21 protein-coding genes and 1 pseudogene are annotated in these 25,547 nt (G+C 56.3%); 11 read left to right on the top strand and 11 right to left on the bottom strand.

Going from position 1 to position 25,547, the window contains the following annotated elements; translation table 11 throughout:
• Positions 1-167 precede the first annotated feature (167 nt).
• Positions 168-416 (bottom strand): accessory factor UbiK family protein, encoded by a 249-nt coding sequence (locus Q1B15_RS13290; RefSeq protein ID WP_299754311.1) that lies wholly within the window; start codon positions 414-416, stop codon positions 168-170.
• Between the two features lie 97 nt (positions 417-513).
• On the opposite strand from Q1B15_RS13290, the gene lgt reads away from it, so the two are divergent.
• The 4 genes from lgt (at position 514) to Q1B15_RS13310 (ending at position 4,337) form a co-directional block, all read left to right on the top strand.
• Positions 514-1,398, top strand: coding sequence for a prolipoprotein diacylglyceryl transferase (lgt, locus tag Q1B15_RS13295; protein ID WP_299754407.1), 885 nt, complete (start codon positions 514-516; stop codon positions 1,396-1,398).
• Positions 1,395-2,456 (top strand): SAM-dependent methyltransferase, encoded by a 1,062-nt coding sequence (locus Q1B15_RS13300; RefSeq protein ID WP_299754313.1) that lies wholly within the window; start codon positions 1,395-1,397, stop codon positions 2,454-2,456. The genes lgt and Q1B15_RS13300 overlap by 4 nt, the downstream gene beginning before the upstream one ends.
• Positions 2,453-3,211, top strand: coding sequence for a peptidoglycan editing factor PgeF (gene pgeF / locus Q1B15_RS13305; RefSeq protein WP_299754316.1), 759 nt, complete (start codon positions 2,453-2,455; stop codon positions 3,209-3,211). Before Q1B15_RS13300 ends, pgeF begins: the two co-directional genes overlap by 4 nt.
• A gap of 322 nt (positions 3,212-3,533) precedes the next feature.
• Positions 3,534-4,337, top strand: coding sequence for a Hint domain-containing protein (locus Q1B15_RS13310; RefSeq protein WP_299754318.1), 804 nt, complete (start codon positions 3,534-3,536; stop codon positions 4,335-4,337).
• Here Q1B15_RS13310 and Q1B15_RS13315 read toward each other — a convergent pair.
• The gene (locus tag Q1B15_RS13315; protein ID WP_299754320.1) at positions 4,334-4,834 is read right to left on the bottom strand and encodes an Lrp/AsnC family transcriptional regulator; all 501 of its coding nucleotides are present in this window, start codon (positions 4,832-4,834) and stop codon (positions 4,334-4,336) included. The genes Q1B15_RS13310 and Q1B15_RS13315 overlap by 4 nt on opposite strands.
• A gap of 176 nt (positions 4,835-5,010) precedes the next feature.
• On the opposite strand from Q1B15_RS13315, the gene trxB reads away from it, so the two are divergent.
• Together trxB and Q1B15_RS13325 are read left to right on the top strand one after the other, a co-directional pair.
• Positions 5,011-6,006: a thioredoxin-disulfide reductase gene (gene trxB / locus Q1B15_RS13320; RefSeq protein ID WP_299754322.1), complete on the top strand. Its 996-nt coding sequence runs from the start codon at positions 5,011-5,013 to the stop codon at positions 6,004-6,006.
• 167 nt (positions 6,007-6,173) lie between these two features.
• A complete protein-coding gene (locus Q1B15_RS13325; protein ID WP_299754324.1) occupies positions 6,174-7,880 on the top strand; it encodes a bifunctional sulfate adenylyltransferase/adenylylsulfate kinase in 1,707 nt (568 codons plus the stop codon).
• Here Q1B15_RS13325 and Q1B15_RS13330 read toward each other — a convergent pair.
• The 6 genes from Q1B15_RS13330 to Q1B15_RS13355 form a co-directional block, all read right to left on the bottom strand.
• Positions 7,877-8,719: an inositol monophosphatase gene (locus Q1B15_RS13330; protein WP_299754326.1), complete on the bottom strand. Its 843-nt coding sequence runs from the start codon at positions 8,717-8,719 to the stop codon at positions 7,877-7,879. The two genes, Q1B15_RS13325 and Q1B15_RS13330, sit on opposite strands and share 4 nt — an antisense overlap.
• Complete coding sequence (locus Q1B15_RS13335) at positions 8,716-10,740, bottom strand: M3 family metallopeptidase (protein ID WP_299754328.1); 2,025 nt, start codon at positions 10,738-10,740, stop codon at positions 8,716-8,718. Before Q1B15_RS13335 ends, Q1B15_RS13330 begins: the two co-directional genes overlap by 4 nt.
• 67 nt (positions 10,741-10,807) lie before the next feature.
• The gene (locus Q1B15_RS13340; protein ID WP_299754330.1) at positions 10,808-11,845 is read right to left on the bottom strand and encodes a HesA/MoeB/ThiF family protein; all 1,038 of its coding nucleotides are present in this window, start codon (positions 11,843-11,845) and stop codon (positions 10,808-10,810) included.
• Positions 11,845-12,309 carry a dUTP diphosphatase gene (gene dut / locus Q1B15_RS13345; protein WP_299754332.1) on the bottom strand — a complete coding sequence of 155 codons (465 nt, stop codon included), beginning with the start codon at positions 12,307-12,309 and terminating at the stop codon, positions 11,845-11,847. The genes Q1B15_RS13340 and dut overlap by 1 nt, the downstream gene beginning before the upstream one ends.
• A gap of 1 nt (position 12,310) precedes the next feature.
• A complete protein-coding gene (coaBC, locus tag Q1B15_RS13350) occupies positions 12,311-13,507 on the bottom strand; it encodes a bifunctional phosphopantothenoylcysteine decarboxylase/phosphopantothenate--cysteine ligase CoaBC (protein WP_299754334.1) in 1,197 nt (398 codons plus the stop codon).
• A 124-nt stretch (positions 13,508-13,631) separates the two neighbouring features.
• Positions 13,632-14,510 carry an RNA polymerase factor sigma-32 gene (locus Q1B15_RS13355; RefSeq protein ID WP_299754336.1) on the bottom strand — a complete coding sequence of 293 codons (879 nt, stop codon included), beginning with the start codon at positions 14,508-14,510 and terminating at the stop codon, positions 13,632-13,634.
• A 191-nt stretch (positions 14,511-14,701) separates the two neighbouring features.
• Between Q1B15_RS13355 and Q1B15_RS13360 the strand changes: the two are divergent.
• Positions 14,702-15,794, top strand: a pseudogene (locus Q1B15_RS13360) (magnesium chelatase domain-containing protein).
• A gap of 12 nt (positions 15,795-15,806) precedes the next feature.
• On the opposite strand, the gene gshB reads toward Q1B15_RS13360, so the two are convergent.
• Both gshB and rsmI read right to left on the bottom strand, forming a co-directional pair.
• The gene (gshB, locus tag Q1B15_RS13365; RefSeq protein ID WP_299754338.1) at positions 15,807-16,742 is read right to left on the bottom strand and encodes a glutathione synthase; all 936 of its coding nucleotides are present in this window, start codon (positions 16,740-16,742) and stop codon (positions 15,807-15,809) included.
• Positions 16,743-17,234: 492 nt separating this feature from the next.
• Positions 17,235-18,098: a 16S rRNA (cytidine(1402)-2'-O)-methyltransferase gene (gene rsmI / locus Q1B15_RS13370; protein WP_299754340.1), complete on the bottom strand. Its 864-nt coding sequence runs from the start codon at positions 18,096-18,098 to the stop codon at positions 17,235-17,237.
• Positions 18,099-18,179: 81 nt separating this feature from the next.
• Between rsmI and Q1B15_RS13375 the strand changes: the two genes are divergently transcribed.
• From Q1B15_RS13375 to murJ, 3 genes are read left to right on the top strand one after another with little or no spacing between them, the layout of a single operon-like run.
• Positions 18,180-19,343: a penicillin-binding protein activator gene (locus tag Q1B15_RS13375; RefSeq protein ID WP_299754342.1), complete on the top strand. Its 1,164-nt coding sequence runs from the start codon at positions 18,180-18,182 to the stop codon at positions 19,341-19,343.
• The gene (locus Q1B15_RS13380) at positions 19,303-22,119 is read left to right on the top strand and encodes a [protein-PII] uridylyltransferase (protein WP_299754344.1); all 2,817 of its coding nucleotides are present in this window, start codon (positions 19,303-19,305) and stop codon (positions 22,117-22,119) included. The genes Q1B15_RS13375 and Q1B15_RS13380 overlap by 41 nt, the downstream gene beginning before the upstream one ends.
• Before the next feature lie 28 nt (positions 22,120-22,147).
• Complete coding sequence (gene murJ, locus Q1B15_RS13385) at positions 22,148-23,728, top strand: murein biosynthesis integral membrane protein MurJ (protein WP_299754346.1); 1,581 nt, start codon at positions 22,148-22,150, stop codon at positions 23,726-23,728.
• Here the strand turns inward: murJ and Q1B15_RS13390 are convergent.
• Positions 23,719-24,411, bottom strand: coding sequence for a rhomboid family intramembrane serine protease (locus tag Q1B15_RS13390; protein ID WP_299754348.1), 693 nt, complete (start codon positions 24,409-24,411; stop codon positions 23,719-23,721). The genes murJ and Q1B15_RS13390 overlap by 10 nt on opposite strands.
• Positions 24,412-24,494: 83 nt before the next feature.
• On the opposite strand from Q1B15_RS13390, the gene trpS reads away from it, so the two are divergent.
• Positions 24,495-25,523 carry a tryptophan--tRNA ligase gene (trpS, locus tag Q1B15_RS13395; RefSeq protein ID WP_299754350.1) on the top strand — a complete coding sequence of 343 codons (1,029 nt, stop codon included), beginning with the start codon at positions 24,495-24,497 and terminating at the stop codon, positions 25,521-25,523.
• The last annotated feature ends 24 nt before the right edge of the window (positions 25,524-25,547 follow it).

The following is a 25,547-nucleotide window of genomic DNA, read 5'->3' on the forward strand; positions in this document are numbered from 1 at the left end:
ATGGTGTGCGCAAAGCCCGAGTCTGTAAAGGTCTAATTTAGGAAATACCGGTGGATAACCTGCAACGCAGCAAGATTTCTGGGGATAAACCAGGCCAGGCCACGCAAGCCGAGCAGCTTGCGCGCTACCACGCTCCAAACAAGTTGGAATTTGGGTCAGAAGGCTTTTTAGCTGTCGCTAGAGGCTTCATGCGCATCAAGTCGCGCTTTCAAAACTTCGTTTTCTTCGCGCGCCTTTTGGGCCATTGCACGCACCGCGTCGAACTCTTCCCGCGTCACAAAATCGCGATCTGCAAGCCAGCGATCGACAAGGCCCTTCATGGCCGTCTCAGCTTCATCGCGCGCACCCTGTGCCACACCCATCGCATTGGTCATCAATTGCGAAAAATCGTCGATAATCTTATTGCGCGTCTGCATGGCTCCTCCGGGAATTGGCTACGATACCCTATATGGGGAACGTATCAGTGATCGCAAGGTTGACGTCTCTCCAATCCGCTGCCACTTCACTCAAACCATGTTACTTGCGATCCCTTTTCCCGACCTGTCACCAACACTGATCGAGATCCCGCTGGGACCGATCACGCTCCCTATTCGGTGGTATGCTCTGGCCTATATTGCGGGAATTATTCTTGGCGTCTGGATGGCCGGACGGGCCCTTGCGCGTCCTGCATTGTGGCAGAATGAAACACCGCCAATGACCAAGGAGCGGCTTGAGGATTTCACCACATGGCTGATAATCGGCATCATTCTGGGCGGGCGCATTGGGTATGTTCTTTTCTACGAACCTGCATATTTTCTTGAGAACCCGGGAGATATTCTGCGGGTTTGGACCGGTGGAATGGCGTTCCACGGCGGCTTTCTTGGCGTGTTGGTGGCTGGACTAATTTTTGCCCGAAAGCACCGCATTTCAATCCCGAAACTTGCGGATCTTGCCGCCCTTTGCACCGCTCCGGGACTTCTGTTTGGCCGTGTCGCAAACTTCATAAACGCCGAACTTTGGGGCCGCCCTACAGATGCGCCATGGGGCGTTATATTCCCGGGGGTACGCGCACAGGACTGTCCCGACATCGTGGGACCCTGCGCCCGCCACCCGTCACAACTTTACGAAGCCGGGCTAGAAGGTCTGGTCTTGGGGGTAATTCTTGTCTGGCTAGCCTTCACACGGGGCTGGTTGAGAACACCCGGAGCCATCTGCGGCTTCTTCCTTGCAGGCTACGGCGCGGCCCGCTTTTTTGTCGAATTTTACCGCGTCGCGGATGCCCAATATATCACCCCCGACAATCCACTGGGTCGCGTCCTGTTCGTTGGTGATTTCGGCCTGTCCATGGGCCAGATCCTATCGACACCGATGATCCTGATCGGCCTCGCCTTCATTGTCCTTGCCCGACGACGCGCATGACCACACTGTTTGACCGTCTCGCGCAGATCATCCGCGAGAACGGACCGCTAACCGTGGCCGACTACATGCGCCATTGCTTGCTTGACCCCGAGTTTGGATATTACTCAACACGCGATCCGTTCGGTGCCAAAGGAGACTTCACAACCGCCCCTGAGATCAGCCAGATGTTTGGCGAATTGATCGGGCTTGCACTTGCGCAGGCCTGGCTCGATCAAGGGGCACCGTCTCCGTTCGCCCTTGTCGAATTAGGCCCCGGTCGCGGCACGCTATTGGCTGACCTTCTACGGGCAACAAAGGGCGTCCCGGGGTTTCACGATGCAGCCCAGTTGCACATGATTGAAGCTTCCCCCACCCTCCGCGACTTTCAGATCAGGACCATCCCACATAAAATCCTGCACCACGACACACTGGCCAGCGTACCGGACCTGCCGGTTTTTCTGATCGCCAACGAGTTTTTCGATGCCCTCCCTATAAGACAATTTGTGCGAGACGGCGCGGGATGGCGGGAACGCGTGGTCGGGTTCGTTGACGGGGCACTGGCGTTTGGATTGGCGGATGTTTCCCACCCTCCAGGTCTTGAAGATCGGCTAAGCGACACAAAAGACGGTGATTTGGTTGAGATCAGCCCTGCCTATGCGGCCATCGCGCGCGATATCGACGCCCGCCTGACTCAAAAAGGCGGCATCGCCTACATCATCGACTATGGGGACTGGCGGTCCTTAGGCGACACATTTCAAGCCCTTCATGCGCATAAACCAGACCCCCCACTCGACAGGCCCGGATCGGCAGATTTGACGGCGCACGTTGATTTTGAAGCCATCGCGAAGGCTGTCCAGACTGCCACGACGTCTCGCCTGACCCCTCAAGGGGTCTTTCTCGAGCGCCTTGGAATTACTAATCGCGCACAAGCGTTGGCTCAAAATCTTGAGGGATCAGCCCTTGATCAGCACGTGGCGGCACATCGACGCTTGACGCACCCCGACGAAATGGGAACGCTCTTCAAGGTGATGGCACTTTATCCCAAAGATGGACCCCTCCCACCGGGAGTGACAGCGTGACGGTGGAAATCTTGACCTCTGACATGCTGTTGCCGGTCCGACATGGGTTTTTTACCCGTCGCGGCGGCGCATCCTCGGGAGTGTTTGAAGGGCTGAATTGTGGATACGGTTCGTCCGATCAGACCGAAATAGTGACGATCAACCGAAACCGGGTCGCTAAGGCAATGGGTGTCGCATCCGACTATTTGGCAAGTGTTCACCAAGTTCACTCAGCAACAGTCGTGACGTTTGACGGCGCGACAAATCAAGAACCCGACAAAGCTGACGCAATCGTAACAGCAACGCCCGGCGTCTGCCTGACGATCCTGACGGCCGACTGCCAGCCTGTGCTATTTGTCGATACGACCGCCGGAGTAATTGGAGCTGCACACGCAGGATGGAAAGGTGCAATCGGCGGCGTGCTTGAAGCCACGATTGATGGCATGATCGCTCTTGGCGCAAGGCGGCAGGACATTCGCGCAGCCATAGGCCCGTCTATTTCGCAGACTGCCTATGAAGTTGGCCCGGACTTCCTTGAGACATTTCTTGATGACGACCCCGAAAACAGTCGTTTCTTTGCCGGTGGTAGCGGCGACCGAGTGCAGTTCGATCTTCCCGCCTACGGCTTACACCGTTTGCAAAACGCCGACATTGGGGGCGCCGAGTGGACACGACACTGCACCTACTCCGACCCTGAGCGGTTCTTTTCCTACCGGCGAAGCGTTCACGCACAAGAAGCAGACTATGGGCGCCTAATTGCGGCGATCTGTCTTTAGCATTTCGATGCCAAACCACCCTGAAACCGCCACGCCATTGCCCCATTGCCAGGTGACACTCTCTTAAGGCCCGGTGATATGCCGTGCGCAAGACAAGTGATGGAGATCGGGCTATGAAAATCAAGCCACGTTGGATGAAAAGCGTGATTGCAACGGCCAAAAAACAGTTGCCTACAATGCCGTTTCAGCGATCTGGAGCTATCGAAAACATACCCGTGAAACCGGCTTTTTCCGATCACGCTTGATCAGATTTGCGCCGAAATTGTGGCGCAGGCTGACCCCGTGATCCGAACCGCCAGACCGCTGCCAAAAGGTTGATTAAATGAGCTACACCCCACCAACCCTGCCGCCGTTTCCCGGAGAAACTCCCACGCGTCGCGTTCATTCAGAAGCGCGCTGGACAGCGCGTCGGGTCACACGACCCCAATCACAATCGCTCGCAACCAAACTAACGCGACGCTTCGAAGTTGAATGGCTCGCAGAAAATGGCGTCCAATCCTCCGTTCGAGTGGCCCCCGCTTTGCCTGTTTTTGAACAAGCCTTCGGGGCTTTTGCGCATGGTGTATTAGTCCAAACGACCGAAGGTCCGGTCGCTGTCGAAGACCTTTTGCCGGGTGCGTTTCTTGAATGCGCCGGCGGACATACGTCACAGCTCCTTTGGAAAGGCGCAATCACGCTGGTTCCGGGTGCTCCGTCAATGTCAGAATTGCCCGATCGCCTTTACCGGGTCATGCCCGATGCCTTTGGGCTGGGACGGCCATCACAAGACCAAACATTCGGCCCTCACGCACGCCGCTTTAACCGCGACCCAAAAGTACGTGCGGCACTTGGCGCGGAAACCGCCCTTGTCCCGCTTTCGGCAACAGCCGACGGCATGGCGGTAATTGAAGTGAACCCTATCGCAGCGACCCGCGTCTATCATCTTGCCTGCGAAAAACACGAAACGATCTTTGCGGCCGGGATGGAAGTCGAAACCTATCATCCGGGTCCGGATGTCGCGCTTTCCCTGTCTGACGAGATGATGCAGCATTTTTTGATGTTTTTCCCATACATCCGCAGCATACGGGATTTCGGACGCCTCACCGCGCCGCGGATCACGTCGGCAGAATTGGCGGCCATCACTTAGGCGTTCTTGGCGAGCCGCGCTTCCAAGATATCGAACGGGACACCTGGCGCATCTTTTGCATCGCGGATGACCAATGATGTCTTCACGCTTGCAACATTTGGCGCCGAGGTCAAAGATTCGGTCAAAAAGCGCTGGAACGTCGACAGATCCGGAGCGACACACTTCAAGATGAAGTCCACTTCGCCGTTCAGCATGTGGCATTCACGAACCAAAGACCACGCTTTGCAAAGGCCCTCAAATGCAACCAAATCAGCTTCAGCCTGACTTTGAAGTCCGACCATTGCGAACACCTGCACTTCAAAACCAAGCGACCGCGCATTAACCGACGCATGGTACCCCTTGATATATCCCTGCTCTTCAAGCGTCCGTACACGGCGTAAACAGGGGGGTGCAGAAATACCGACGCGCGACGCCAACTCAACATTGGTCATGCGACCGTCAGCCTGAAGTTCAGCAAGAATCTTGCGATCGATTAGATCAAGTTTAACACCCGACATAAGCCCTCCCAGTTTTGCATTCTTTAGGCGCAGCTAGTCCGTTGCGCAATAATATTTCAAAAATGAGTAATTTTATTATTGGATGCGGTCAACCCGGTCAACTCTATGCGATCTCTCTTTCCGTCCCTTCGCGCCGGGTTTATATCGGCCCTTGCTGCCACTCAAAGGGGATAGACATGGGCGATCAAAAGCACAGCCGCGTACTGATAATCGGGTCGGGTCCTGCGGGATATACAGCAGCTGTTTACGCCAGTCGCGCCATGCTGGAACCGGTGCTTGTGCAAGGCATTCAACCAGGCGGGCAGCTGACAATTACCACCGAAGTCGAGAACTGGCCTGGCGATATCGAAGTCCAGGGTCCTGACCTTATGGTGCGCATGGAAGCCCATGCGAAGAACGTTGGTACCGAGATTATTTCCGATCACATTCAATCGCTTGACCTCTCAAAGAGACCTTTCACCGCAATTGGTGACAGTGGCACAACCTACACTGCAGACGCGATCATTCTTGCCACGGGCGCGCAAGCCAAGTGGCTAGGCCTTCCCTCGGAGGAGCACTTCAAAGGCTTTGGTGTTTCCGCTTGCGCCACCTGCGACGGCTTCTTTTACCGCGGTCAGGAAGTTGCCGTAGTTGGGGGAGGGAATACAGCTGTAGAAGAGGCCCTATTCCTTACAAACTTCGCTTCCAAAGTCACACTGATCCACCGGAGAGATTCGCTCCGTTCGGAAAAAATCCTTCAGCATCGCCTGTTCAATAATCCCAAGATCGAAGTGATCTGGAACCACGAGATCGATGAAGTGGTCGGTGCAAGCAATCCCAGAGGCGTCGAAAGCCTGCGCTTGAAGCATGCTAAAACCGGCGAAATCAAAGAGATCACCGTGAACGGCGTCTTTGTCGCTATCGGCCACGCACCCTCGTCGGAGTTGGTGACGGAGCAACTTGAGTTGCACAATGGCGGCTACGTCGTGACCAAACCCGATTCAACAGCGACGTCCATCCCCGGTGTTTTTGCGGCAGGCGACATTACCGACCATGTTTATCGTCAAGCCGTAACTTCGGCCGGCATGGGGTGTATGGCGGCGCTTGAAGTCGAGCGCTTTCTTGCGGAACAAGCCGCCGAAGAGGACGTCATTGCGCCGGTCGGTGAGGATGCAAGCATTCCCGCCGAGTAGACTTCTGAAAGCTGAATATTGGCCAGTAGCGACAAATCTTGCCGATCACTTTCCTTTTTTTACGGACTATTCGAAGCGGTTTTTTAAACAAATGACCTGCTAACCTTGATCTTCCTGTGGTGCGTGTAATAGGTGCGCGGCATGCAATATTTGGCAAAGAGAACCTGATGAAAATCTTAAACCACGTTCCCATTCCGGAACTCTATGTCTCTTACGAAAGCGCCCAAAAGCTTAAAGTCGAAGCTGGGGAGATGCCGTCATGGGACCTGTCACCGCGCCAGATTTGCGACTTAGAGCTTCTTATGAACGGAGGCTTCAATCCTCTGAAGGGTTTTTTGAGCGAGGAAGACTACGATGGCGTCGTCGAGAACATGCGCCTCGCGGACGGCACAATTTGGCCCATGCCGATCACACTTGATGTCAGCCAAGACTTCGCAGACGGGCTAAACGTCGGACAAGACATCGCACTTCGCGATCAAGAGGGGGTCATTCTGGCCATTCTCTCGGTGACCGACCGCTGGACACCAAACAAAGCGCGCGAGGCCGAACAGGTTTTCGGTGCAGACGACGATGCCCACCCGGCAGTAAACTATCTGCACAATGTCGCCGAACCCGTTTATCTGGGCGGACCTATCACCGGCATCCAGCAACCGGTTCACTATGATTTTAAGATGCGGCGCGACACCCCGAATGAACTTCGCGCCTATTTCCGGAAAGTCGGATGGCGACGCGTTGTCGCTTTTCAAACGCGCAATCCGCTCCACCGCGCCCATCAGGAATTGACCTTTCGCGCCGCAAAGGAGGCGCAGGCCAATCTTCTGATCCATCCCGTTGTGGGTCTTACAAAGCCCGGTGACGTTGATCATTTCACACGCGTTCGCTGTTACGAAGCGGTCCTTGATAAATATCCAGCCGCGACCACAACGATGAGCTTGCTGAACTTGGCAATGCGTATGGCAGGTCCGCGCGAAGCTGTCTGGCACGGGTTAATCCGCCGGAACCACGGCTGCACGCACATGATCATCGGAAGGGATCACGCGGGGCCTGGCAAAAACTCTGCCGGCGAGGACTTTTACGGACCCTATGATGCACAGGACCTCTTTCGCGCGCATCAAGACGAGGTCGGAATTGAGATGGTTGACTTCAAACACATGGTTTACGTGCAGGAACGTGCCCAATACGAACCTGCCGACGAAGTCGTGGATGGCGCCACAGTGCTTAACATCTCAGGCACTGAACTGCGCCGACGCTTGCGCGAAGGCCTTGAGATTCCAGAATGGTTTTCATTCCCGGAAGTGGTCGAGCAATTGCGCACTCGCTATCCCCCGCGCGCTCAGCAAGGTTTCACAGTATTTTTCACAGGCCTGTCAGGCTCGGGGAAATCGACTGTCGCCAACGCATTGATGGTTAAGTTGATGGAGATGGGCGGGCGCCCGGTTACCCTGCTTGATGGCGACATAGTCCGTAAAAACCTCTCGTCCGAGTTAGGCTTCTCAAAAGCGCACCGCGATCTTAACATTCGCCGCATCGGCTATGTCGCCAGCGAGATCACCAAGAATGGCGGCATCGCAATTTGCGCGCCGATTGCCCCCTACGCGACAACACGGCGGGCAGTTCGTGAAGACGTCGAGATGTTTGGCGCGTTCGTGGAAATCCACGTTGCAACAAGCCTTGAAGAATGCGAGCGCCGCGACCGGAAGGGTCTATATAAACTCGCCCGTGAGGGGAAAATCAAGGAATTCACTGGGATTTCCGATCCTTATGATGTCCCCGCCGAACCCGAGCTTCGTCTTGATACAGAGAATGCCGAAGTGGACCACTGCGCGCATCAGGTCTTGCTGAAGCTGGAACAGATGGGGCTGGTTGCCGGTTAAATAGTGCCGTCTGGGCCAGTGATGGCATCCGCAACCATTTGCCAGTTTGCCTCCGAAGACGCGACAATAAGCCGACCTTCGCGCTGGGTAGGACGATACGGCTCGCCAGTCAGGAGGCGTGAAACTCCACCGGCCTCTTCAGAAATCAGGCATCCGGCTGCGTGATCCCACGGGTTCAGAACTGGCGAGACGCAAAAATCGACGATACCTCGCGCCAGAAGTCGATACTCGTGCGCCGAGCACCGAAGGGCGTCGGTTTTGTGAAATTCCGGTAGCCGTGAAAACAGGCGACGGCGTTCGTCACCTTCAAAAAGATAGCTGTGGACATAGCCGATCGCATTCGAAGCGATCCGGTCGCAATCCTGCGTGAACCGCAGTTGCGTTTCAGCCCCATCTGATTTCACAAATCGTGCGCCCTGCCCACGTGTGGCAATCACCCAGTCGTCTCCGATTGGATCGTAGATCATCCCCCACTCGGTCTCGCCATTCTGCGACAACGACAAAATCACCCCGAAATTTGCAAGCCCATTTGCGAAATTCCAGGTGCCGTCTATGGGGTCGACGATAAGACAAACGCTGCAATCAATTGCATCGCGAACGCTCGCGTCTTCGGAAACTGCCTCTTCTCCGACAACAGCAACACCCGGCAAAATCGTGATTGCGACCTCACTCAAACGCCTCTCCGCCTCGCGGTCCGCCACGGTAACCAGATCGTCCATCCGAGACTTTGTTGCGATGTCACCTTCGCCCAAAAACCGAAACCGAGGCAGTATTTCCTCTGCCGCGATCTGGCGCACAGCGGCAATCAGTTTGGCTTCAGCCTCAGCCGGGAAAATCACACCGCCAGCCCTCTGCCCTTCAGCAAAGCTTCAGGGCCCGGCATTTTACCTCGGAAGGCCAGATAAAGATCTGCTGCATCCTTTGAGCCGCCCGCGGACAAAACGTGCTGTTCAAGTTTTGCCGCAATCCCTGCGTCAAACGGTCCGCCAGCTTCAATAAACGCCTCGAAAGCATCCGCATCCATGACCTCGGACCACATGTAGCTGTAGTAACCACTGGAATAGCCGTCTCCGGCAAACACATGCGCGAAGTGCGGCGTTGCATGTCGCATCGCGATCGCGGGCGGCATACCGATGCGATCCAAAACTTCGGCTTGTCTTTGCATCGGGTCGGTCGCCAGATCGCCTTGATGAAAATCGAGGTCCACAAGAGCCGACGCAACATATTCCACTGTCTTAAACCCCATATCATAAGTTCCGGCAGCAAGAAGCCGATCAAGCATGTCTTGCGGCATCGGCGCGCCGGTTTCAGCGTGTGTGGCGAATTCAGAAAGAACTTCCGGAACTTCCAACCAGTGTTCGTAGAGCTGGCTCGGCAATTCTACAAAATCTCGGGCGACGCTCGTTCCGGAAATGGTTTCGTAAGTGACATCACTCAACATTTGATGAAGCGCGTGGCCAAATTCATGAAACAGCGTCCGGGCATCGTCGTAACTCAACAATGCGGGGCGTCCCTCTGGGGGCTTCGCAAAATTGCAGACGTTGATCACGACGGGATGAACGTCCCCACCAAGTTTGCGCTGCGACCGCAAGGCGGAACACCATGCACCTGACCGCTTGGAGCCACGCGCAAAATAGTCGCCGATGAAAACCGCCAGATGCTCACCGTTTCGCACGATTTCCCACGCCCGTGCATCCGGATGATTGAGTGACACGCCGTCAAGCGGGCGCGCCTCGATCCCAAAAAGGCGGGTCGCACAGGCAAACGCAGCCTCGATCATGCGGTCCAACTGAAGATAGGGCTTCAGAGCGCTTTCATCCAAATCATGTTCTTGCGCGCGGCGCTTCTCGCCGTAATACCGCCAGTCCCACGGCTGCAGATCGCCCTTCACGCCATCAGAATGCAGCATCTCTTCAAGATGCCCTGCATCTGCCAGCGCACCAGCGCGCGCAGGCTCCCAAACCTGCATCAGCAGATCTTGGGCAGCTTGGGGAGTCTTCGCCATCTCGGTTTCTAACTTGAAAGACGCGAAATCGGGGTACCCCAGCAGGCGCGCCCGTTCAGCCCGCAGCTTCAGCGTCTCCGCGACCTTCGCGCGATTGTCCGTCTCTCCGCCATTGGCACATCGCGAAGTCCAGGCACGCCATGCTTTCTCACGCAGGTCTCGGCGCGTTGAAAATTGCAGGAACGGGACGATCAGCGAACGCGACAACGTGATGACAGGCCCAGGCCGCTGCTTTTCGTCGCCGGCCGCCTTTGCTGCCTCAATCAGAAAGTCCGGCAGACCCGCAAGATCGGCGTCGGTTAGATCCATCACCCAACTGCGTTCTTCGGCAACGATGTTTTGCGTAAACTCAGTGCCAAGCGTCGCCAATCGCGATTTAACCTCAGCCAATCGCTCACTCTCGGGCCCCTCCAGGCAAGCACCCGCACGCACAAAGCTGCGATGGGTCAGCATCAGCACACGCGCCTGCTCGTCAGTCAAATCAAGTGTGTCCCTGGCCCCCCAGATTGCTTCCACCCGCTGAAACAAGGCTCGGTTGCGTGTGATTTCAGACGAATAGTCAGAGATCAAAGGCGAAAACCTGCGCTGAAGCGCCTCGCGTTTGGGGTTGGCGTCGGTTCCTGAAAGATTGAAAAACACCGACAAGACGCGACCCAAAGCCTCGTCTGCAAGCTCAAGCGCTTCAATTGTGTTAGCGAAATCGGGCGGCTCTGCGGTGTCTACTATGGCCGCAATATTGGCGCGGGCCTCGCTCAAAGCTACGTCAAGGGCTGGTTCGAAATCATCATCTGCGATGGCCGCAAAGGGCGGTAAGGCAAAGGGGGTGGTCCACTCGCTAAGTAGGGGGTTCGACATAATGGCTCCTGTTGCGACTCGCGTCATCCTTTGACCCTATTCCCCGCAAGATCACCATTCCAGTGCTCTAGCCGGCGGTCCCACAAATCTTGCAATCGTTCCGGCGTTCTACGGCGATGATCCGCGTATCCGCATAGAGTGCGTCGTAGATCAGCAAGCGCCCGTGCAACGTTTCGCCCGCTCCCGCCAGAAACTTAACCGCTTCAACAGCCATCATCGCACCGACCACGCCGGGCAACGGCGACAACACGCCCCCCTCCGCGCAAGAAGGCGCAAGTCCGGCCGCCGCAGGTTCCGGGAATACACAGGCGTAGCAAGGCCCCTTTCGTGACGGATCAAAAACACTGATCTGACCCTCCCACTGCGTGATCGCGGCGGAAACCAGCGGAATGCGCAGTCCCACGGCCGTTTCGTTTACAAGATACCGAGTTTCAACATCGTCACATCCGTCCAAGATCAGATCGTAGTCTTGAAACAACTCACGCGCGATATCGGCCGTCAAACGTCGGTGGTAGGGACGCACTTCAACAAAAGGGTTTTGAGCGCGCATTGCCTGTTCTGCAGAAAACACTTTTGGCATTCCGATACGATCATCTGTGTGGATGATCTGCCGCTGCAAATTCGAATTCTCGACCACATCATCGTCGATAACACCAATCGTCCCGATACCCGATGCTGCCAAGTACAAAAGTGCTGGCGACCCCAGCCCTCCGGCCCCAACAACAAGAACGGCGGCATTTTTCAGTCGTTTCTGCCCAGGGCCGCCAATTTCGCGCAACACAATATGGCGCGCATTGCGTTCAAGTTCCGAGCTTGATGGAACATTTTCGGTTTTTGGCAAATTCTCCGGACGAACCCGAGTACGGAGCTTTTTGAGGCCCTGCGAATATATCCAAACCATACCCGCGAGAAAGCCAAGCGAGATCCATTCGCCCAAGGACCCGCCAGTTGCAGCACGCAATGCATGCCCTTCCGGGAAAATTGCTTGCACCACAAGAACGCCGACATAAAGAAGCGCAATCATCAAAAATCGCGCATTCGTGGGCATTCGCAGGATATGCCCGATCCCCCAAAGCATCGCGGCCATAGCCAATACGAGCGTCATCAGCCGCGTCCCGTCGATCCGAAGCCGCCGGCACCCCGGTCGGTGCCTGACAGTTCAGTCACAAGTTCAAACCGCGCCTGCACCACCGGCGCCACCACCATCTGCGCGATCCGGTCGCCATGGGCGACCGCAAAAGGCTTCGCGCCGAGGTTTATGAGAATGACCCCAACCGCCCCCCGGTAATCGGAATCGATCGTACCCGGCGTATTTGCCAGCGTGATCCCATGCTTCAACGCCAGTCCCGAGCGAGGACGGATCTGGATTTCATATCCCTCCGGAATATGTACGGAAAAGCCAGTTGAAACCAACATTCGCTCACCGGGTGACAGAACAATTCCCCCGCGATCAGCAAACGCCAAGTTCGCCCGAACATCTGCTCCAGCCGCTCCCGATGTCGCGTAATCTGGCAAGGCGATCTCAGGGTCGGCCCCGTCTAGTCGCATTATTTTAATGACCGGGCGCATGTCAACCAAGCGCCGCGGCAATACGAAGTGCCAGTTTGCGGGCTACATCATCTTTTGATGCCCGCGGCCAAGTTTCAGGGCCGTCGGCGTCAATTACGGTGACGGCATTCTCGCTACCGCCCATGATCCCCGTCTCTGGCGAGACGTCATTCGCAACGATCCAGTCGCACCCCTTGCGCTTGCGCTTTTGGGCTGCGTGAGCCACGACATCGTCAGTTTCGGCCGCAAAGCCGACGACAAGTTCGGGGCGCCCCTTCGTCATTTGCGATACTGTCGCCAATATGTCCGGGTTCTCCATAAGGGCCAGCGCGGGCGGCCCTTCGGCTTTCGCTTTCTTAATTTTACCAGCCGCGACTTCGGCAACGCGCCAATCCGCTACTGCCGCAGCAAAAACCGCCGCATCTGCAGGCAATGCCGAAATCACCGCATCAAGCATCTCGCTCGCTGTTTCAACTTTCACGACCTTGACGCCCAAAGGAGGCGCTGTACGTGCCGGCCCAGTGACGAAAGTAACCTGCGCGCCAAGGCCCGCCAGGGCGGAAGCGATGGCACTCCCCTGTTGCCCGGACGAGCGGTTCGCAAGGTACCGCACGGGGTCAATCGGCTCGTGTGTCGGACCAGACGTCACAATAATGTGCCGGCCACCCAGAGGGCCAGTGGCCAATAGGGCCATGATCTCGGCATGGATCTCCACCGGTTCTGTCATGCGACCAGGACCAAATTCACCACAAGCCATGTCCCCTTCATTGGGGCCAATACGATGGATGCCGTCTGCCTCTAGCGTCGCAATGTTGCGTTGATTTGCTGGGTGAAGCCACATGCGGACATTCATCGCCGGTGCGACCAGCACGGGTGTGTCAGTTGCCAATAGAAGGGTCGATGCCAGGTCATTGGCCTGACCATTTGCCATTTTGGCCATCAAATCTGCAGTTGCCGGTGCGACAACCACCAAATCAGCGGACCGACTAAGCTCAATATGACCCATTTCGGCTTCATCGGTCAGATCGAAAAGATGCGTGTAGGCTTTATGTCCGGCAAGTGCCGCTACCGAAAGCGGTGTCACGAATTGCTCGGCCGCGCGCGTCAGGACCGGCGTCACGGACCCTCCCTCACGTTTGATCAGACGGATCAATTCGAGGGATTTATAGGCAGAAATTCCGCCCCCAATGATCAGTAATATGCGTTTGCCTTGCAACATGTCAGCACTCCACGCGTTTGCCGATCAAGTGTTACGGGCACGCTGTCCAAGGGGCAAGCCATGGTGTGCGCAACAAAAACCGGACCGTCATCCGCCGATCCCTCTATTTAGGAGCAGTTGAGGTTTAGACAAAAAACTCGAAAACTTCCTTGGATTGCGCTTCGAGGTTCTTTCGCATTTTTCCAAATGCCGCCGCTTCTAGCTGCCGAACCCGTTCTTTCGAAAGACCAAGCTCGTTGCCGAGGCTTTCCAAAGTGCGCGGATCGTCGCGAAGTTTGCGTTCCCGAACAATGAACCGTTCGCGTTCGTTCAACGCGGACATCGCGGTCACCAACCAAGTCCGAAGCGTATCGTTATCTTTCTTCTGTTCCACGCGCGCGGACTGCTGTGCGCCTTCGTCTTCCAGAGTTTCAATCCATTCGCGGCCCTCATCGTCCGACGACTGCGTCGCATTCAACGAGAAATCAGAGCCCGCCAAGCGACCTTCCATCATTTCCACATCGTGCAGCGGAACCCCGACTTCTTGCGAAATCATCTCGCGCATTTTATGGCGATCAAGTGCCTCACCTCGACCCGCAGCCTCACGCTCGAGACGAGCCTGCACGCGGCGCAGGTTGAAGAAAAGAGATTTTTGCGAACTTGTGGAGCCTGTCCGAACCATCGACCAATTGCGCATGACGTGATCCTGGATAGACGCTTTGATCCACCAAACAGCATAGGTCGAAAAGCGCACACCGCGGTCGGGATCAAACTTTTCGGCTGCTTTCATCAAACCAAGATTTGCTTCTTGAATCAAGTCGTTCATTGGAGCGCCATAGCGTCGGAACTTTGAAGCCATGGAAATCGCCAGGCGCATATAGGCTGTAATGAGCCGGTGAAGAGCTTCCTCATCACGGTCATCACGCCACGCATAAGCAAGTCTCAGTTCAGTCTCGGCATCAAGCAATTCAGCTTTCATTGCCTTTCGTGAGAGTGAATGATCGTTGACCCCGTCCAGCGCCATCATAGTTCTCCCTGAGTTGACCGATTAACCTGTGTTTACTCTATCGCTTACAATTTCTACGGCTCCATTTTCGGGTTGGATCACTTTTGGCCAGCCTTCGCCGTGACAGCCATGCCGAACCACGCCCGGCGGGCTACCTACACTAAGGTTTGCCTAACCAAACCTCGGGCATACCCGCAGCGGACATATTCATGGATGCACGCCCGCATAGGGTTGCCGTTGAAGGCATCGAGGGACAAGACGCTCTGTCGCCGGGCGTGCCGTCGTCTTCCATCATCGGCTTGCCCCGCAAAACAACGACCGAAGCCCGCGAGCGGGGTCGTGCGGCACTAACCAGTTTATCAATCGCGCTGCCGCCGAAACGCGGAACGGTTAATCTGTCGCCCGCAGACATGCCAAAGGAAGGCTCCTATTCGATCTTCCCATCGCGCTGGCCGTCCTCTCAGCGATTGGCGTGATCCCACCGGACGACGTCGACAGATCGGTAGCTTTGGGGAACTCTCCCTGGACGGCGGTCTTATTCTGGTCGCGGGCGCCCTTTCCGCCGCACTTGCAGCTGTCGACTCCAGCCGCACCCTTATGTGTCCGAAAGCATCGGACAGAGGCGGTATGGGTTGGAGACACGGCTGTCTACGCACCTGCCAGGTTTTCAGAAGCAATTGCACACCTGAACGAGGATCGACCCCTTGCGATCTCAGAGCTGGTCGAAATCCAAAACGGACCGGCGCAGCTCAATCTGCGTGACGTCCGCGGACAGGAAACCCGCAAAACGCGCTTGAAATCGCTGCTGCAGGTCGAGACCATCTGTTGTTGGTTGGGACAACAGGGGCAGGCAAGTCAGTGCTTGCGGCACGATCGCCCGGAATTCTTCCCGAGCTTAGTCCTGAAGAAGCCCTTGAAACCTCGATGGTGCATTCACGCACCGAGGTGCCGCAGGTCTCGTTCTCCGATCTTGGAAGTCACACCCCAAAGGGCGAGGCCTCGGCAGTTGTAGCCGGTCGCCTGCCCGCCGCGCGCACGGCAGACTGCGAGATATGCGCAAGCTACTGAAATCCGTGCAAATGCGGACTTAGGCGGCATCTGGCTAGACGCCGTTGCCATGCCAGATGCCGAAGGAAAGAAGTTTCTGATGCAGGCGGACGAAAAGCTTGGATTTTTGGGCGCGGATAGCATCGGGTACTTCGCGTCGCCCGCACAATCTCTGACCTATTAAACACCGAAAACGCGTCGCTAAATAAAATCGCAGAGGCCGTGGCGTTCCGGCTGGCGGGCCAACCGATCTAAACCACTTGTGGACTAGGTTTTGCGGGCTTCGATCGCGTCCCAGATCGCACCAGCCGCATTGATTCCGTCAAAGCGCTCAAGCTCTTGAATGCCGGTTGGCGAAGTCAAATTAATCTCAGTCAGATAACTTCCAATGACATCTATGCCGACGAAAACCTGACCCTTTTCGCGCAAGAGCGGTCCAATAGCGGCGCAAATCTCGTGATCCCGCGCCGACAATTCGACCTTTTCAGCCCGCCCCCCGACGTGCAGGTTTGATCGCGTCTCTCCGGCGGCAGGAACCCGATTGATGGCCCCAATTGGCTCGCCGTCCACAAGGATAACCCGCTTATCTCCGTTTGAAACATCCGGCACAAACTTCTGCGCAATCAGAGGCTCACGATTCATGCTGGTGAACAGTTCATGCAAGCTGACGAGGTTGCGGTCTGCATGCACAAGCCGAAAGACGCCAGCGCCGCCGTTGCCATACAGAGGCTTCAAAATCATGTCGCCATGACGGTCGCGAAATGCCTGTATCGTCTTGAGATCGCGCGCAATTGTGGTTGGTGGAGTGAGATCAGGAAAGCCCAAAACAAGAAGCTTCTCAGGGTAATTTCGCACCCAAAACGGATCGTTCACGACCAACGTTGAAGCCGGTAGACGTTCTAGAATATGCGTACTGGTAATATATCCCATATCAAATGGCGGGTCCTGTCGTAGCCACACGACGTCGAAATCAGCGAGATCAACGGTCTCTTCGGGGCCAAGATCGGCGTGGTTCCCAATCTCGCGGCGCACCGTCAGGGCATGGCCCCGCGCGGTGACACGCCCCTCGTCCAGAGCCAACGCATCCGGCGTATAGTAGAAAAGCTCGGCTCCGCGCGTCTGCGCTTCCTCCGCCAATCGAAAGGTCGAATCAGCGTTGATATCGATTGATCCAATTGGATCCATTTGAATTGCAACACGCACAACGAAGCCCTCCCTTTAGATCGGTTCGAGACCTTGTGACCCATCCTTGCAAGCACTGCAACGCACGGAACCTATGCGCCGAAAGGGAAACGTTTTCGATAATCGGGCACGCGCCCGTGTCATTCACCAAGGCCACGTCGATCCGAATGCCCGTTTCTAGCCCCTGCGGAGATTGCGCGGCAAACTCTTCAGACACACCCCGATACGGCCAGGCTGGCGCCTTGTTATCCGGTCCACGGCCGTAGCGAAGTCCTTGGCTCTTTTGACTTCGACAAAGACAAAAAAGGGATCCGAGCTGAAAAACAAGATCAAATTCGCCGGACTTACTGCGCCATCGGCGCCTCACGACTTTGGCCCCGTCGTCACAGACGCGACGCTTGCCGCATTCTTCAGCAAATATGCGTTTAAGATAGATCGCCAGAGCGCGCGTCTGCTTGTTCATTGCCCGCTCCTTTGCGGGGCCACCACTCGCTAACCGGGACAAGTTTTAAGCTAATCTTCACTCTGAATCTCAAGGCCAAGTTGGTAGAGATCCCGTTTTGACACTCCAAAGCGATCCGCCACATCCGTCGCGGCGGCCTTGAGTTTTTGCGTCTTCATCGCTTCAGTCATTGCGTCTCGTACTCGCGCGGGGTCAACTTCTGTCGCGCCTTTTGCGATGCACAAGACGATCTCGCCCTTTGGCACTATACCGTCGTACTGCTCGGCCAAATCAGCGAGCGTTCCGCGCCGAACCTCTTCGAATCGCTTGGTCAGTTCGCGACAGACCGCCGCGTCACGCTCTGGACCCAAAACCTCAACGGCAGCGGCAAGCATGGCCGACAGACGGCGCGGACTTTCAAACAAGACAAGCGTGCCCGCAACGTCGCGAAAGCTTTCCAGAAACGATTTTCGTGCAGATTTCGCTGTTGGCGAGAATCCAGCAAAAATGAAACAATCACTCGGCAGTCCGCTTAAGGTCAGTGCAGCAAGTACCGCCGACGGCCCCGGGGCCGAAGTGATGACAAGCCCCTCGCCAGTCATGGCGCGTCCAAGCGAATACCCCGGGTCGGCGACCAGTGGCGTTCCAGCGTCCGAGGCATAGGCCACGGATTTGCCTGTGCGCACTGCATCCAGCAGTCGCGGCCGCATCGCAGCACCGTTATGGTCATGATACGCCAACACCCGTCTGCCATCCAACGGCACGCCGTGAATTTCCATCAAACGCCGCAAAGTTCGCGTGTCCTCTGCCACCAGCACATCCGCCGCGCGAAGAATATCAAGCGCCCTAAGAGTGATGTCGCGCGCATTTCCAATTGGAGTTGCAACGAAGTATAGGCCCGCAGCAAGCGGCACCTGGCTCGCTTCACTTACCATTTCCGCGTCCGCGATTTACTTGATCGTCGATTCTGCATAGGGTCGCGCAAAATGTTTCCACCGTTTTGAGGTACCTATCCAATGGTCGCTTTTTTGGCTCTTCGCCGCAAGTTACTCTCTGGCTTTGTTGCACTTTTTGCAATGGGCGCGCTGATGGCGTGTGATGCATCGCTTGGTTCCGGTCCGTTGATAAATGCCTCGCGCGCCGTCCCGGTTGCTTTGCTTGTTCCAAAAACTTCAGGCGTTGCCGGTGATCTAGCACAATCGCTTGAAAACGCAGCGCGATTGGCAGTGAGCGACCTTCAAAGCGTTGAAGTCGACTTGCGCGTTTATGATACGGCTGGAACGGCCGAAGGTGCAGCACTGGCTGCAAATCAGGCGGTGAGTGACGGCGCGCGGATCATTGTCGGCCCGCTGTTTGGCGAGGCGGCCTCGGCCGCCGGACAGGCAGTTGCGGCGCGCGGCGTGAACGTTCTCACTTTCTCAAACAACCCCGCCATTGCTGGCGGCAACGTTTTCCTTTTGGGAAACACGTTCCAAACTTCCGCTGACCGTCTCGTGCGGTACGCTGCCAGCCAGGCAAACGGCGATATTTATATCGTCCACGCCGAAGATGGCGCTGAGATTGCTGGACGAGATGCAATTCAGCGCGCGATAGCAGCCAACGGCGCACGTTTGGCAGGGACATCATCCTTCCCGCTTTCACAGCAGGGTGTCATCGCTGAGATCCCGAACATTTCTCGCGCTTACCGGGCGTCGGGGGCTTCGTCGCTCTTTGTGACATCCGGTACTTCCGGGGCTCTGCCCTTCCTTGCAGAACTTCTCCCAGAAAACGGGATCGACGCCGAAGCTGCACAATTTATTGGCCTGCAAAGACTTGATATCCCGACAAGCGCATTGTCGCTAAAGGGGTTGCAAGGCGCATGGTTTGCAACCCCTTCGCCTGATCGCACGGCGCGGTTCAACGCGCGCTATCAGGCGGCGTACGGGGCATTGCCGACGCCCGTTGCAGGCCTTGCCTACGACGGTATCGCCGCAATCGGAGCGCTGGTTGCCCAAGGCAATTCTAACGCTCTGACGCAACCAGCATTGACCCAAGGCGCCGGCTTCGCCGGTGTCTACGGCCCGTTCCGGTTCTTCCCAAATGGCACCAACGAGCGCGGCTTGGCCGTTGCGCAAATTCAGAACAATCAGGTGATCGTCATTGACCCCGCTCCAACAAGCTTTGGAGGCGCCGGTCTCTGACCTCGCGCCACCGTTGGGTGAAGACCCAACAAAACACCTGATCGCGCCTGCGTCTGAGATTTTTGACGAAGCCGCCATACGTGCCGAAATCGCGGCTAATCTGCCAGATGGCGCCGACAGTCGCGCTGTCCGGCGGGTTACTGTCGATACGTTGAAAACAGCCATTTCGTCTGGTCGCAAGATCATCGAAGACGCTTTCGAACGCGCGCCTCTTGCCGCGCGACCTGCCGTTGTCTCCTACGCATTTTTAACCGATGGCGTGATCCGCACCGTGCTGCATGTGGCTCAGACCTACCTCCACCCCAATCCAAATCCGACCGAGGGCGAGCGGATAGCGGTTTTGGCCGTCGGAGGATACGGACGCGGAGAAATGGCGCCATATTCGGATGTTGACCTGCTGTTTTTGAACCCATGGAAAATCACCCCATGGGCCGAAAGCCTGATCGAAAGCATCCTCTATATGTGCTGGGATCTGCATCTGAAAGTCGGTCATTCAAGCAGAACGGTGAAAGACTGCATTCGCCTTGGTCGCGAAGACTATACGATTCGTACCGCGCTTCTTGAGCATCGTTTTCTGGTCGGGGACCAGGCCATCGCGCAGGAGCTTTCTAAAAAGCTGAAATCAGACCTGTTCAAGAACACAGCTTCGGAATTCATCGAAGCCAAACTTGCCGAACGCGCCGAGCGTCACCGGAAACAAGGTGGCCAGCGCTACATGGTAGAGCCAAACGTCAAAGAAGCCAAAGGTGGCTTGCGCGACCTGCAAACGCTGTTCTGGATCGGCAAGTACATCCACGGTGTCCGTGATGCCGCTGATTTGGTCAGGATGCGCCTGCTGCGCCAAGACGAATATGATGACTTCGTTGCCGCCGAAACGTTCCTCATGGCGATCCGCAACCATCTTCACATTGTTGCCGGTCGCGCCATGGATCAACTTACTTTCGACATGCAGGTCGAAGTTGCAAAACGCATGGGGTACGTCGACAAAGCAGGGCGGCGCGCCGTCGAATTCTTCATGCAGGACTACTTTCGGCACGCAACAACCGTGGGAGAACTGACACGCATCTTTCTGACCGCACTTGAAGCAAAGCACGTCAAAAAAGCACCTTCATTGGTCAACTTCTTCCGTCGCCGCCGAAAAGTTAACGTCCAATACACTATCAAACAAAACCGTCTGACCGTCACACGTCAAAAGCCGTTTCTGGCGGACAATCTCAACCTTCTTCGCATTTTCGATGAAGCCCTTCGAACCGGCTATCTCCTGCATCCTGACGCCATGCGTTTGATCTCAGCCAACCTTCACCTGATCGACGACACAATGCGCACCTCGGCTGAGGCAAACCGCATTTTCATAGATTTGCTACTGAAACGCGGCAACCCCGAACGCGCTCTACGTCGGATGAACGAACTAGGCGTGCTTGCAGCCTTTGTCCCTGAATTCGCGCCCGTCGTCGCGATGATGCAGTTCAACATGTACCACAGCTACACGGTGGACGAGCATACGATCCAATGCATCTCGACACTGGCGCAGATTGAGCGCGGTGAGCTTGTCGAGGAGCTTCCGGTCGCAAGCGGCATTCTCAAACGCGGCGTAAACCGCAAAGTGCTTTATGCCGCGTTGTTCCTTCATGACATAGGCAAGGGCCGGCCCGAAGATCACTCGGTGCTCGGGGCGCAAATCGCACGAAAAGTGGCGCGACGCTTCGGGTTAAAACAGGACGAGGTTGAGACCGTCGAATGGCTTGTCCGCTATCACCTTTTGATGTCGGACATGGCACAAAAGCGCGATATTTCCGAACCCCGCACGGTTCGTGATTTTGCGAAAGCAGTAAAAACCCAGAAACGGCTCGATTTACTGACGGTCGTGACGGTCTGTGACATCCGAGGTGTCGGACCCGATGTCTGGAATAACTGGAAGGCGCAACTGATCCGCGCCCTTTATTGGCAGACGTCTTCTGCCCTCGAACATGGTCTAGAAGACGTAAACCGCGAAACGGCCGAGAAAGAAGCCAAGAAAGCCCTTCGCGCGGCCCTTTCGGACTGGCAAAGCAAACCTCTTCGCACCGAAACTGCACGTCACTATGGCACTTACTGGCAAGGCCTGCCAAGCGAAGCGCATGTGATTTTTGCCAATCTTCTGAAAGACATCGCCGACGACGAGATCCGCATCGACATCAAACCAGACGACGACCGCGATGCGACGCGGGTTTGCTTTGCACTTGCAGACCATCCCGGCATTTTCGCCCGCCTCGCAGGGGCCTTGGCGCTTGTCGGGGCCAACGTTGTAGACGCACGTACCTACACATCGTCCGACGGGTACGCGACAGCAGTGTTCTGGATACAGGATGCAGACGGCGCCCAATACGAGGCCGCTCGGCTTCCACGCCTGAAGTCGATGATCAGAAAAACGTTCAAAGGCGAAGTTCTTCCGCGCAAATCACTGGCCGACCGCGACAAGCTGAAAAAACGCGAGAAGGCGTTCAACGTCGCCACTTCGATCACCTTCGACAACGAGGGCTCGGATATTTACACCATCATCGAAGTCGACACTCGGGACCGCACCGGACTGCTGTACGATCTGGCGCGGACCCTTGCCGAGGCGAACGTCTATATCGCCAGCGCTGTCATCGCGACTTACGGCGCGCAGGTCGTCGATACGTTCTACGTCAAAGACATGTTTGGTCTGAAATTCCATGCAGCCAGCAAGCAGAAAACGCTGGAAAACCGACTGCGCGCCGCAATCCTGGACGGCGCCAAACGGGCACTCGACAAATGAGGCGCTTTAACAAAAGGGAATTCGCGCGGTGAAGCCGATCCGTCTTGTTTCAGGCGTTCTCACCGTCGGCTTCTGGACACTTCTGAGCCGCATATTCGGGTTTGTGCGCGATATTCTAATCGCGGCCTGGCTTGGAACCGGCCCAGTCGCCGAAGCATTTCTGGTCGCGTTTTCCCTACCAAATATGTTCCGACGCTTTTTTGCCGAAGGCGCGTTCAACATGGCTTTCGTGCCAATGTTCTCAAAGAAACTTGAGGCCAACGACGGGGCACAATCTTTTGCGCGGGATGCCTTCGCCGGGCTCGCGGCTATTTTGTTGGTGCTCAGCGGCTTAGCGACTGTCTTTATGCCGTGGCTTGTGTGGGCGATGGCCTCGGGGTTTGTCGGCGATGAACGCTTCGACATAACGGTCACTCTGGGGCGCATTGTTTTCATCTATATTCTGTTTATCTCGCTTGCGGCGCTGGTCTCCGGGGTCCTGAACGCAAGTGGACGCTTCGTTGCGGCTGCGGCTGCGCCCGTTTTGCTGAACATCATTCTCATTGCAGCACTGATATTTGCTGAGACCGGCACCTTCACATCAGATTTGGTGTCTGCTTCTGACGGAAAAGGCACGCACGGAACGCTGCTGGCGTTCGGAGTGGTCTTGGCGGGCATTGCGCAGCTTGCCTTTGTTTGGGTCGCCGCACGCCGTAACGGGTTTGATTTGCGGCCTAAAAAGCCGGTGTGGACGCCAGAATTAAAGCGCCTCGCAATCATCGCCGCACCTGCCGCACTGGCCGGGGGCGTTGTTCAGGTCAACCTCATCGTCGGGCGGCAAGTGGCAAGCTTCTTTGACGGAGCCATCGCATGGCTGTCTTACGCCGACCGACTTTACCAACTCCCGTTGGGTGTCGTCGGGATTGCGATCGGGATCGTCCTTCTCCCCGACCTGTCGCGGCGCCTACAAGCGCAGGACACCACGGGCGGCCAGGATGCCTTTAGTCGCGCCACAGAGATGTCGCTTGCCCTCTCGATCCCTGCGGCGGTTGCGCTGTTTGTGATCCCTGTGGTGCTTGTCGAGATCCTTTTTGAACGCGGTGCCTTTGGTCCCGAAGACACCGCCGCAACGGCGCTTGCAACGGCCGTATATGGGCTCGGCCTTCCCGCCTTCGTCATGCAAAAAGTTCTTCAACCGCTTTATTTCGCTCGGGAGGATACGAGACGACCATTCTATTTCGCGATGGTCGCAATGGTCATAAATGCCGTGCTTGCCGTCGGCTTGGCCCCAACAATCGGCTACATCGCAGCCGCTATCGGAACCACAGTCGCGGGCTGGGCTATGTTTGCCCTTTTGTGGTGGAAGAGCCGCGCGATGGGTCAGGCTAGCGCGTTGGATGTCCGCGCGCGCAAACGTATTGGTCGCATCATTATTGCTGCTGCCATCATGGGCATTGGCCTTTGGTGCGCCGAACTGCTGATCACACCCGATCTAATGGTGGGTGTGCTTAAATTCGCGGTTCTCGCGCTGCTGGTGCTCTTTGGCATGGGTCTTTACGCCATCGCCGGCATCGCCTTCGGCGCATTCAGCGGCCGCGATCTTACCGCAGCCTTTCGCCGTCAACGCTGACGAATTCGCGCTAACATCCGGCGCATACCGCCTCGTGCTACGAAAGGGGCAACCAGAAAACCAACTATAAACCCGGCAACTTCGGCAACCCACTCGCTTGAGCTTCCAAAAAACACACCGAAGAATAACTGGATACCAAGCAAAAACCCAATAAGTGTAAAAGCCTGATACTGGTTTTGTCCCGTTTGCCCGTAACTGACCCAAAGAATGAACGTATAGGTTCCAATTAGCCCGTAAACGGCCGGGTATCCGCCGACGAGAGGGCGCGGGTCCCCCGTCAGACCCGCGAAAACCAACGCTCCGAATATGGCCGAGATAAAGAACGTCGCAATAACCGCGACACCTCCTAGGGCTTCACCCACCAGCTTTCCAAGAGCTAGCAGGAACACTATCACAAACAGAACATGTGTGAATCCGAGGTGAATGAACGGATACGAAACGAAGCGAACCAATTCGGGTGTTGTCCACATTTGCCGCTGAACGATGACCTCAAGCAGAGGCGCGAAAAATCCATAGCTTTGGATAGCCTCTATGCGCCAGCCACCCCCGGCGTCCCCGCCGATAAGGCCCCGAGCGCCCGCACTCAGCAAAACCTCGACCGCGAAAATCGCCAGCGCCAACGCCACGACAACCGGAGGAAGGGGGTTTACGACGGGCTGAGAAGGTTGGGAATCATGGCTCATGGGGCATTTGCCTTTCTTGACGGGACTGCCCCCTCTCGGTAAGCCGCGTGGACGCGGAAATCCACCTTTCGAAAGGGTACAATATGACGAATGCGGCATTCACTCCGCGCGTCTTCTCAGGCATCCAGCCTTCGGGAGGCCTGACGCTTGGAAATTACCTTGGCGCTTTGAAACGCTTTGTCGATATGCAGGACGCGGGCAAATACGAATGCGTTTACTGTCTCGTCGATCTCCACGCGATTACTGTTTGGCAAGAACCAGAGAAGCTTCGCGCCAACACCCGCGAGCTTGCAGCCTTTTTCATTGCCTGTGGCATCGACCCGGAGAAATCGATCCTGTTCAACCAAAGTCAGGTCCCGGCCCATTCTCAACTTGCGTGGATCTTTAACACGGTCGCCCGCATGGGCTGGATGGGTCGGATGACCCAGTGGAAGGACAAGGCAGGCAAGAACAGCGAGAACGCATCACTTGGGCTATTCGCCTACCCTGCCCTCATGGCGGCGGACATTCTTCTTTATCACGCGACCCACGTCCCGGTTGGCGAAGACCAGAAACAGCACCTTGAACTTACGCGGGATGTGGCGGCAAAGTTTAACCATGACTATGGTGTAGATTTCTTCCCGATCACAGAACCGGTGATCGAAGGCCCTGCAACACGGGTGATGTCCCTACGCGACGGGACCAAGAAGATGTCTAAATCCGATCCAAGTGACATGAGCCGTATCAACATGAGCGACGACGCAGACAAGATTGCGCAAAAGTTCCGTAAGGCACGGACCGACTCCGAGCCTTTGCCCGGAAACTACGACGAGCTGAAAGAACGTCCCGCGGCGCGAAATCTGGTCGACATATTCGCCGCCCTTTCCGGTCGCACACAAGCCGATATCATGACCGAGGTAGAAGGCATGCAGTGGGGCACGTTTAAGCCTCTGCTCGCCGATCTAGCTGTGGACAAGCTGTCGCCAATTTCTACCGAAATGACGCGACTTTTGTCGGATCCTGCCGAGATCGACCGCATTCTGGGGAAGGGTGCAGACCGTGCCGACTCGATTGCGACCCCCATCCTTGAAAAAACCTATGAGCTTGTCGGAATGGTGTCGTCGCGCGGCTAAGCGCCGCGACGGCTTTACGCAGGT

This window comes from uncultured Boseongicola sp. (genome assembly GCF_937988555.1).
In the GTDB taxonomy this organism is placed as follows: domain Bacteria; phylum Pseudomonadota; class Alphaproteobacteria; order Rhodobacterales; family Rhodobacteraceae; genus Boseongicola.

What these genes read in the sequence shown, in the direction of transcription:
- Q1B15_RS13355 (WP_299754336.1), bottom strand. Translation starts at nt 14,510, where the DNA reads ATGGCGCTGGACGGGGTCAACGATCATTCACTCTCACGAAAGGCAATG.
- trxB (WP_299754322.1), top strand. Translation starts at nt 5,011, where the DNA reads ATGGGCGATCAAAAGCACAGCCGCGTACTGATAATCGGGTCGGGTCCT.
- Q1B15_RS13340 (WP_299754330.1), bottom strand. Translation starts at nt 11,845, where the DNA reads ATGACGCTCGTATTGGCTATGGCCGCGATGCTTTGGGGGATCGGGCAT.
- rsmI (WP_299754340.1), bottom strand. Translation starts at nt 18,098, where the DNA reads ATGGTAAGTGAAGCGAGCCAGGTGCCGCTTGCTGCGGGCCTATACTTC.
- lgt (WP_299754407.1), top strand. Translation starts at nt 514, where the DNA reads ATGTTACTTGCGATCCCTTTTCCCGACCTGTCACCAACACTGATCGAG.
- Q1B15_RS13300 (WP_299754313.1), top strand. Translation starts at nt 1,395, where the DNA reads ATGACCACACTGTTTGACCGTCTCGCGCAGATCATCCGCGAGAACGGA.
- dut (WP_299754332.1), bottom strand. Translation starts at nt 12,309, where the DNA reads ATGCGCCCGGTCATTAAAATAATGCGACTAGACGGGGCCGACCCTGAG.
- Q1B15_RS13335 (WP_299754328.1), bottom strand. Translation starts at nt 10,740, where the DNA reads ATGTCGAACCCCCTACTTAGCGAGTGGACCACCCCCTTTGCCTTACCG.
- coaBC (WP_299754334.1), bottom strand. Translation starts at nt 13,507, where the DNA reads ATGTTGCAAGGCAAACGCATATTACTGATCATTGGGGGCGGAATTTCT.
- Q1B15_RS13325 (WP_299754324.1), top strand. Translation starts at nt 6,174, where the DNA reads ATGAAAATCTTAAACCACGTTCCCATTCCGGAACTCTATGTCTCTTAC.
- Q1B15_RS13390 (WP_299754348.1), bottom strand. Translation starts at nt 24,411, where the DNA reads ATGAGCCATGATTCCCAACCTTCTCAGCCCGTCGTAAACCCCCTTCCT.
- Q1B15_RS13315 (WP_299754320.1), bottom strand. Translation starts at nt 4,834, where the DNA reads ATGTCGGGTGTTAAACTTGATCTAATCGATCGCAAGATTCTTGCTGAA.
- Q1B15_RS13375 (WP_299754342.1), top strand. Translation starts at nt 18,180, where the DNA reads ATGGTCGCTTTTTTGGCTCTTCGCCGCAAGTTACTCTCTGGCTTTGTT.
- Q1B15_RS13310 (WP_299754318.1), top strand. Translation starts at nt 3,534, where the DNA reads ATGAGCTACACCCCACCAACCCTGCCGCCGTTTCCCGGAGAAACTCCC.
- trpS (WP_299754350.1), top strand. Translation starts at nt 24,495, where the DNA reads ATGACGAATGCGGCATTCACTCCGCGCGTCTTCTCAGGCATCCAGCCT.
- Q1B15_RS13290 (WP_299754311.1), bottom strand. Translation starts at nt 416, where the DNA reads ATGCAGACGCGCAATAAGATTATCGACGATTTTTCGCAATTGATGACC.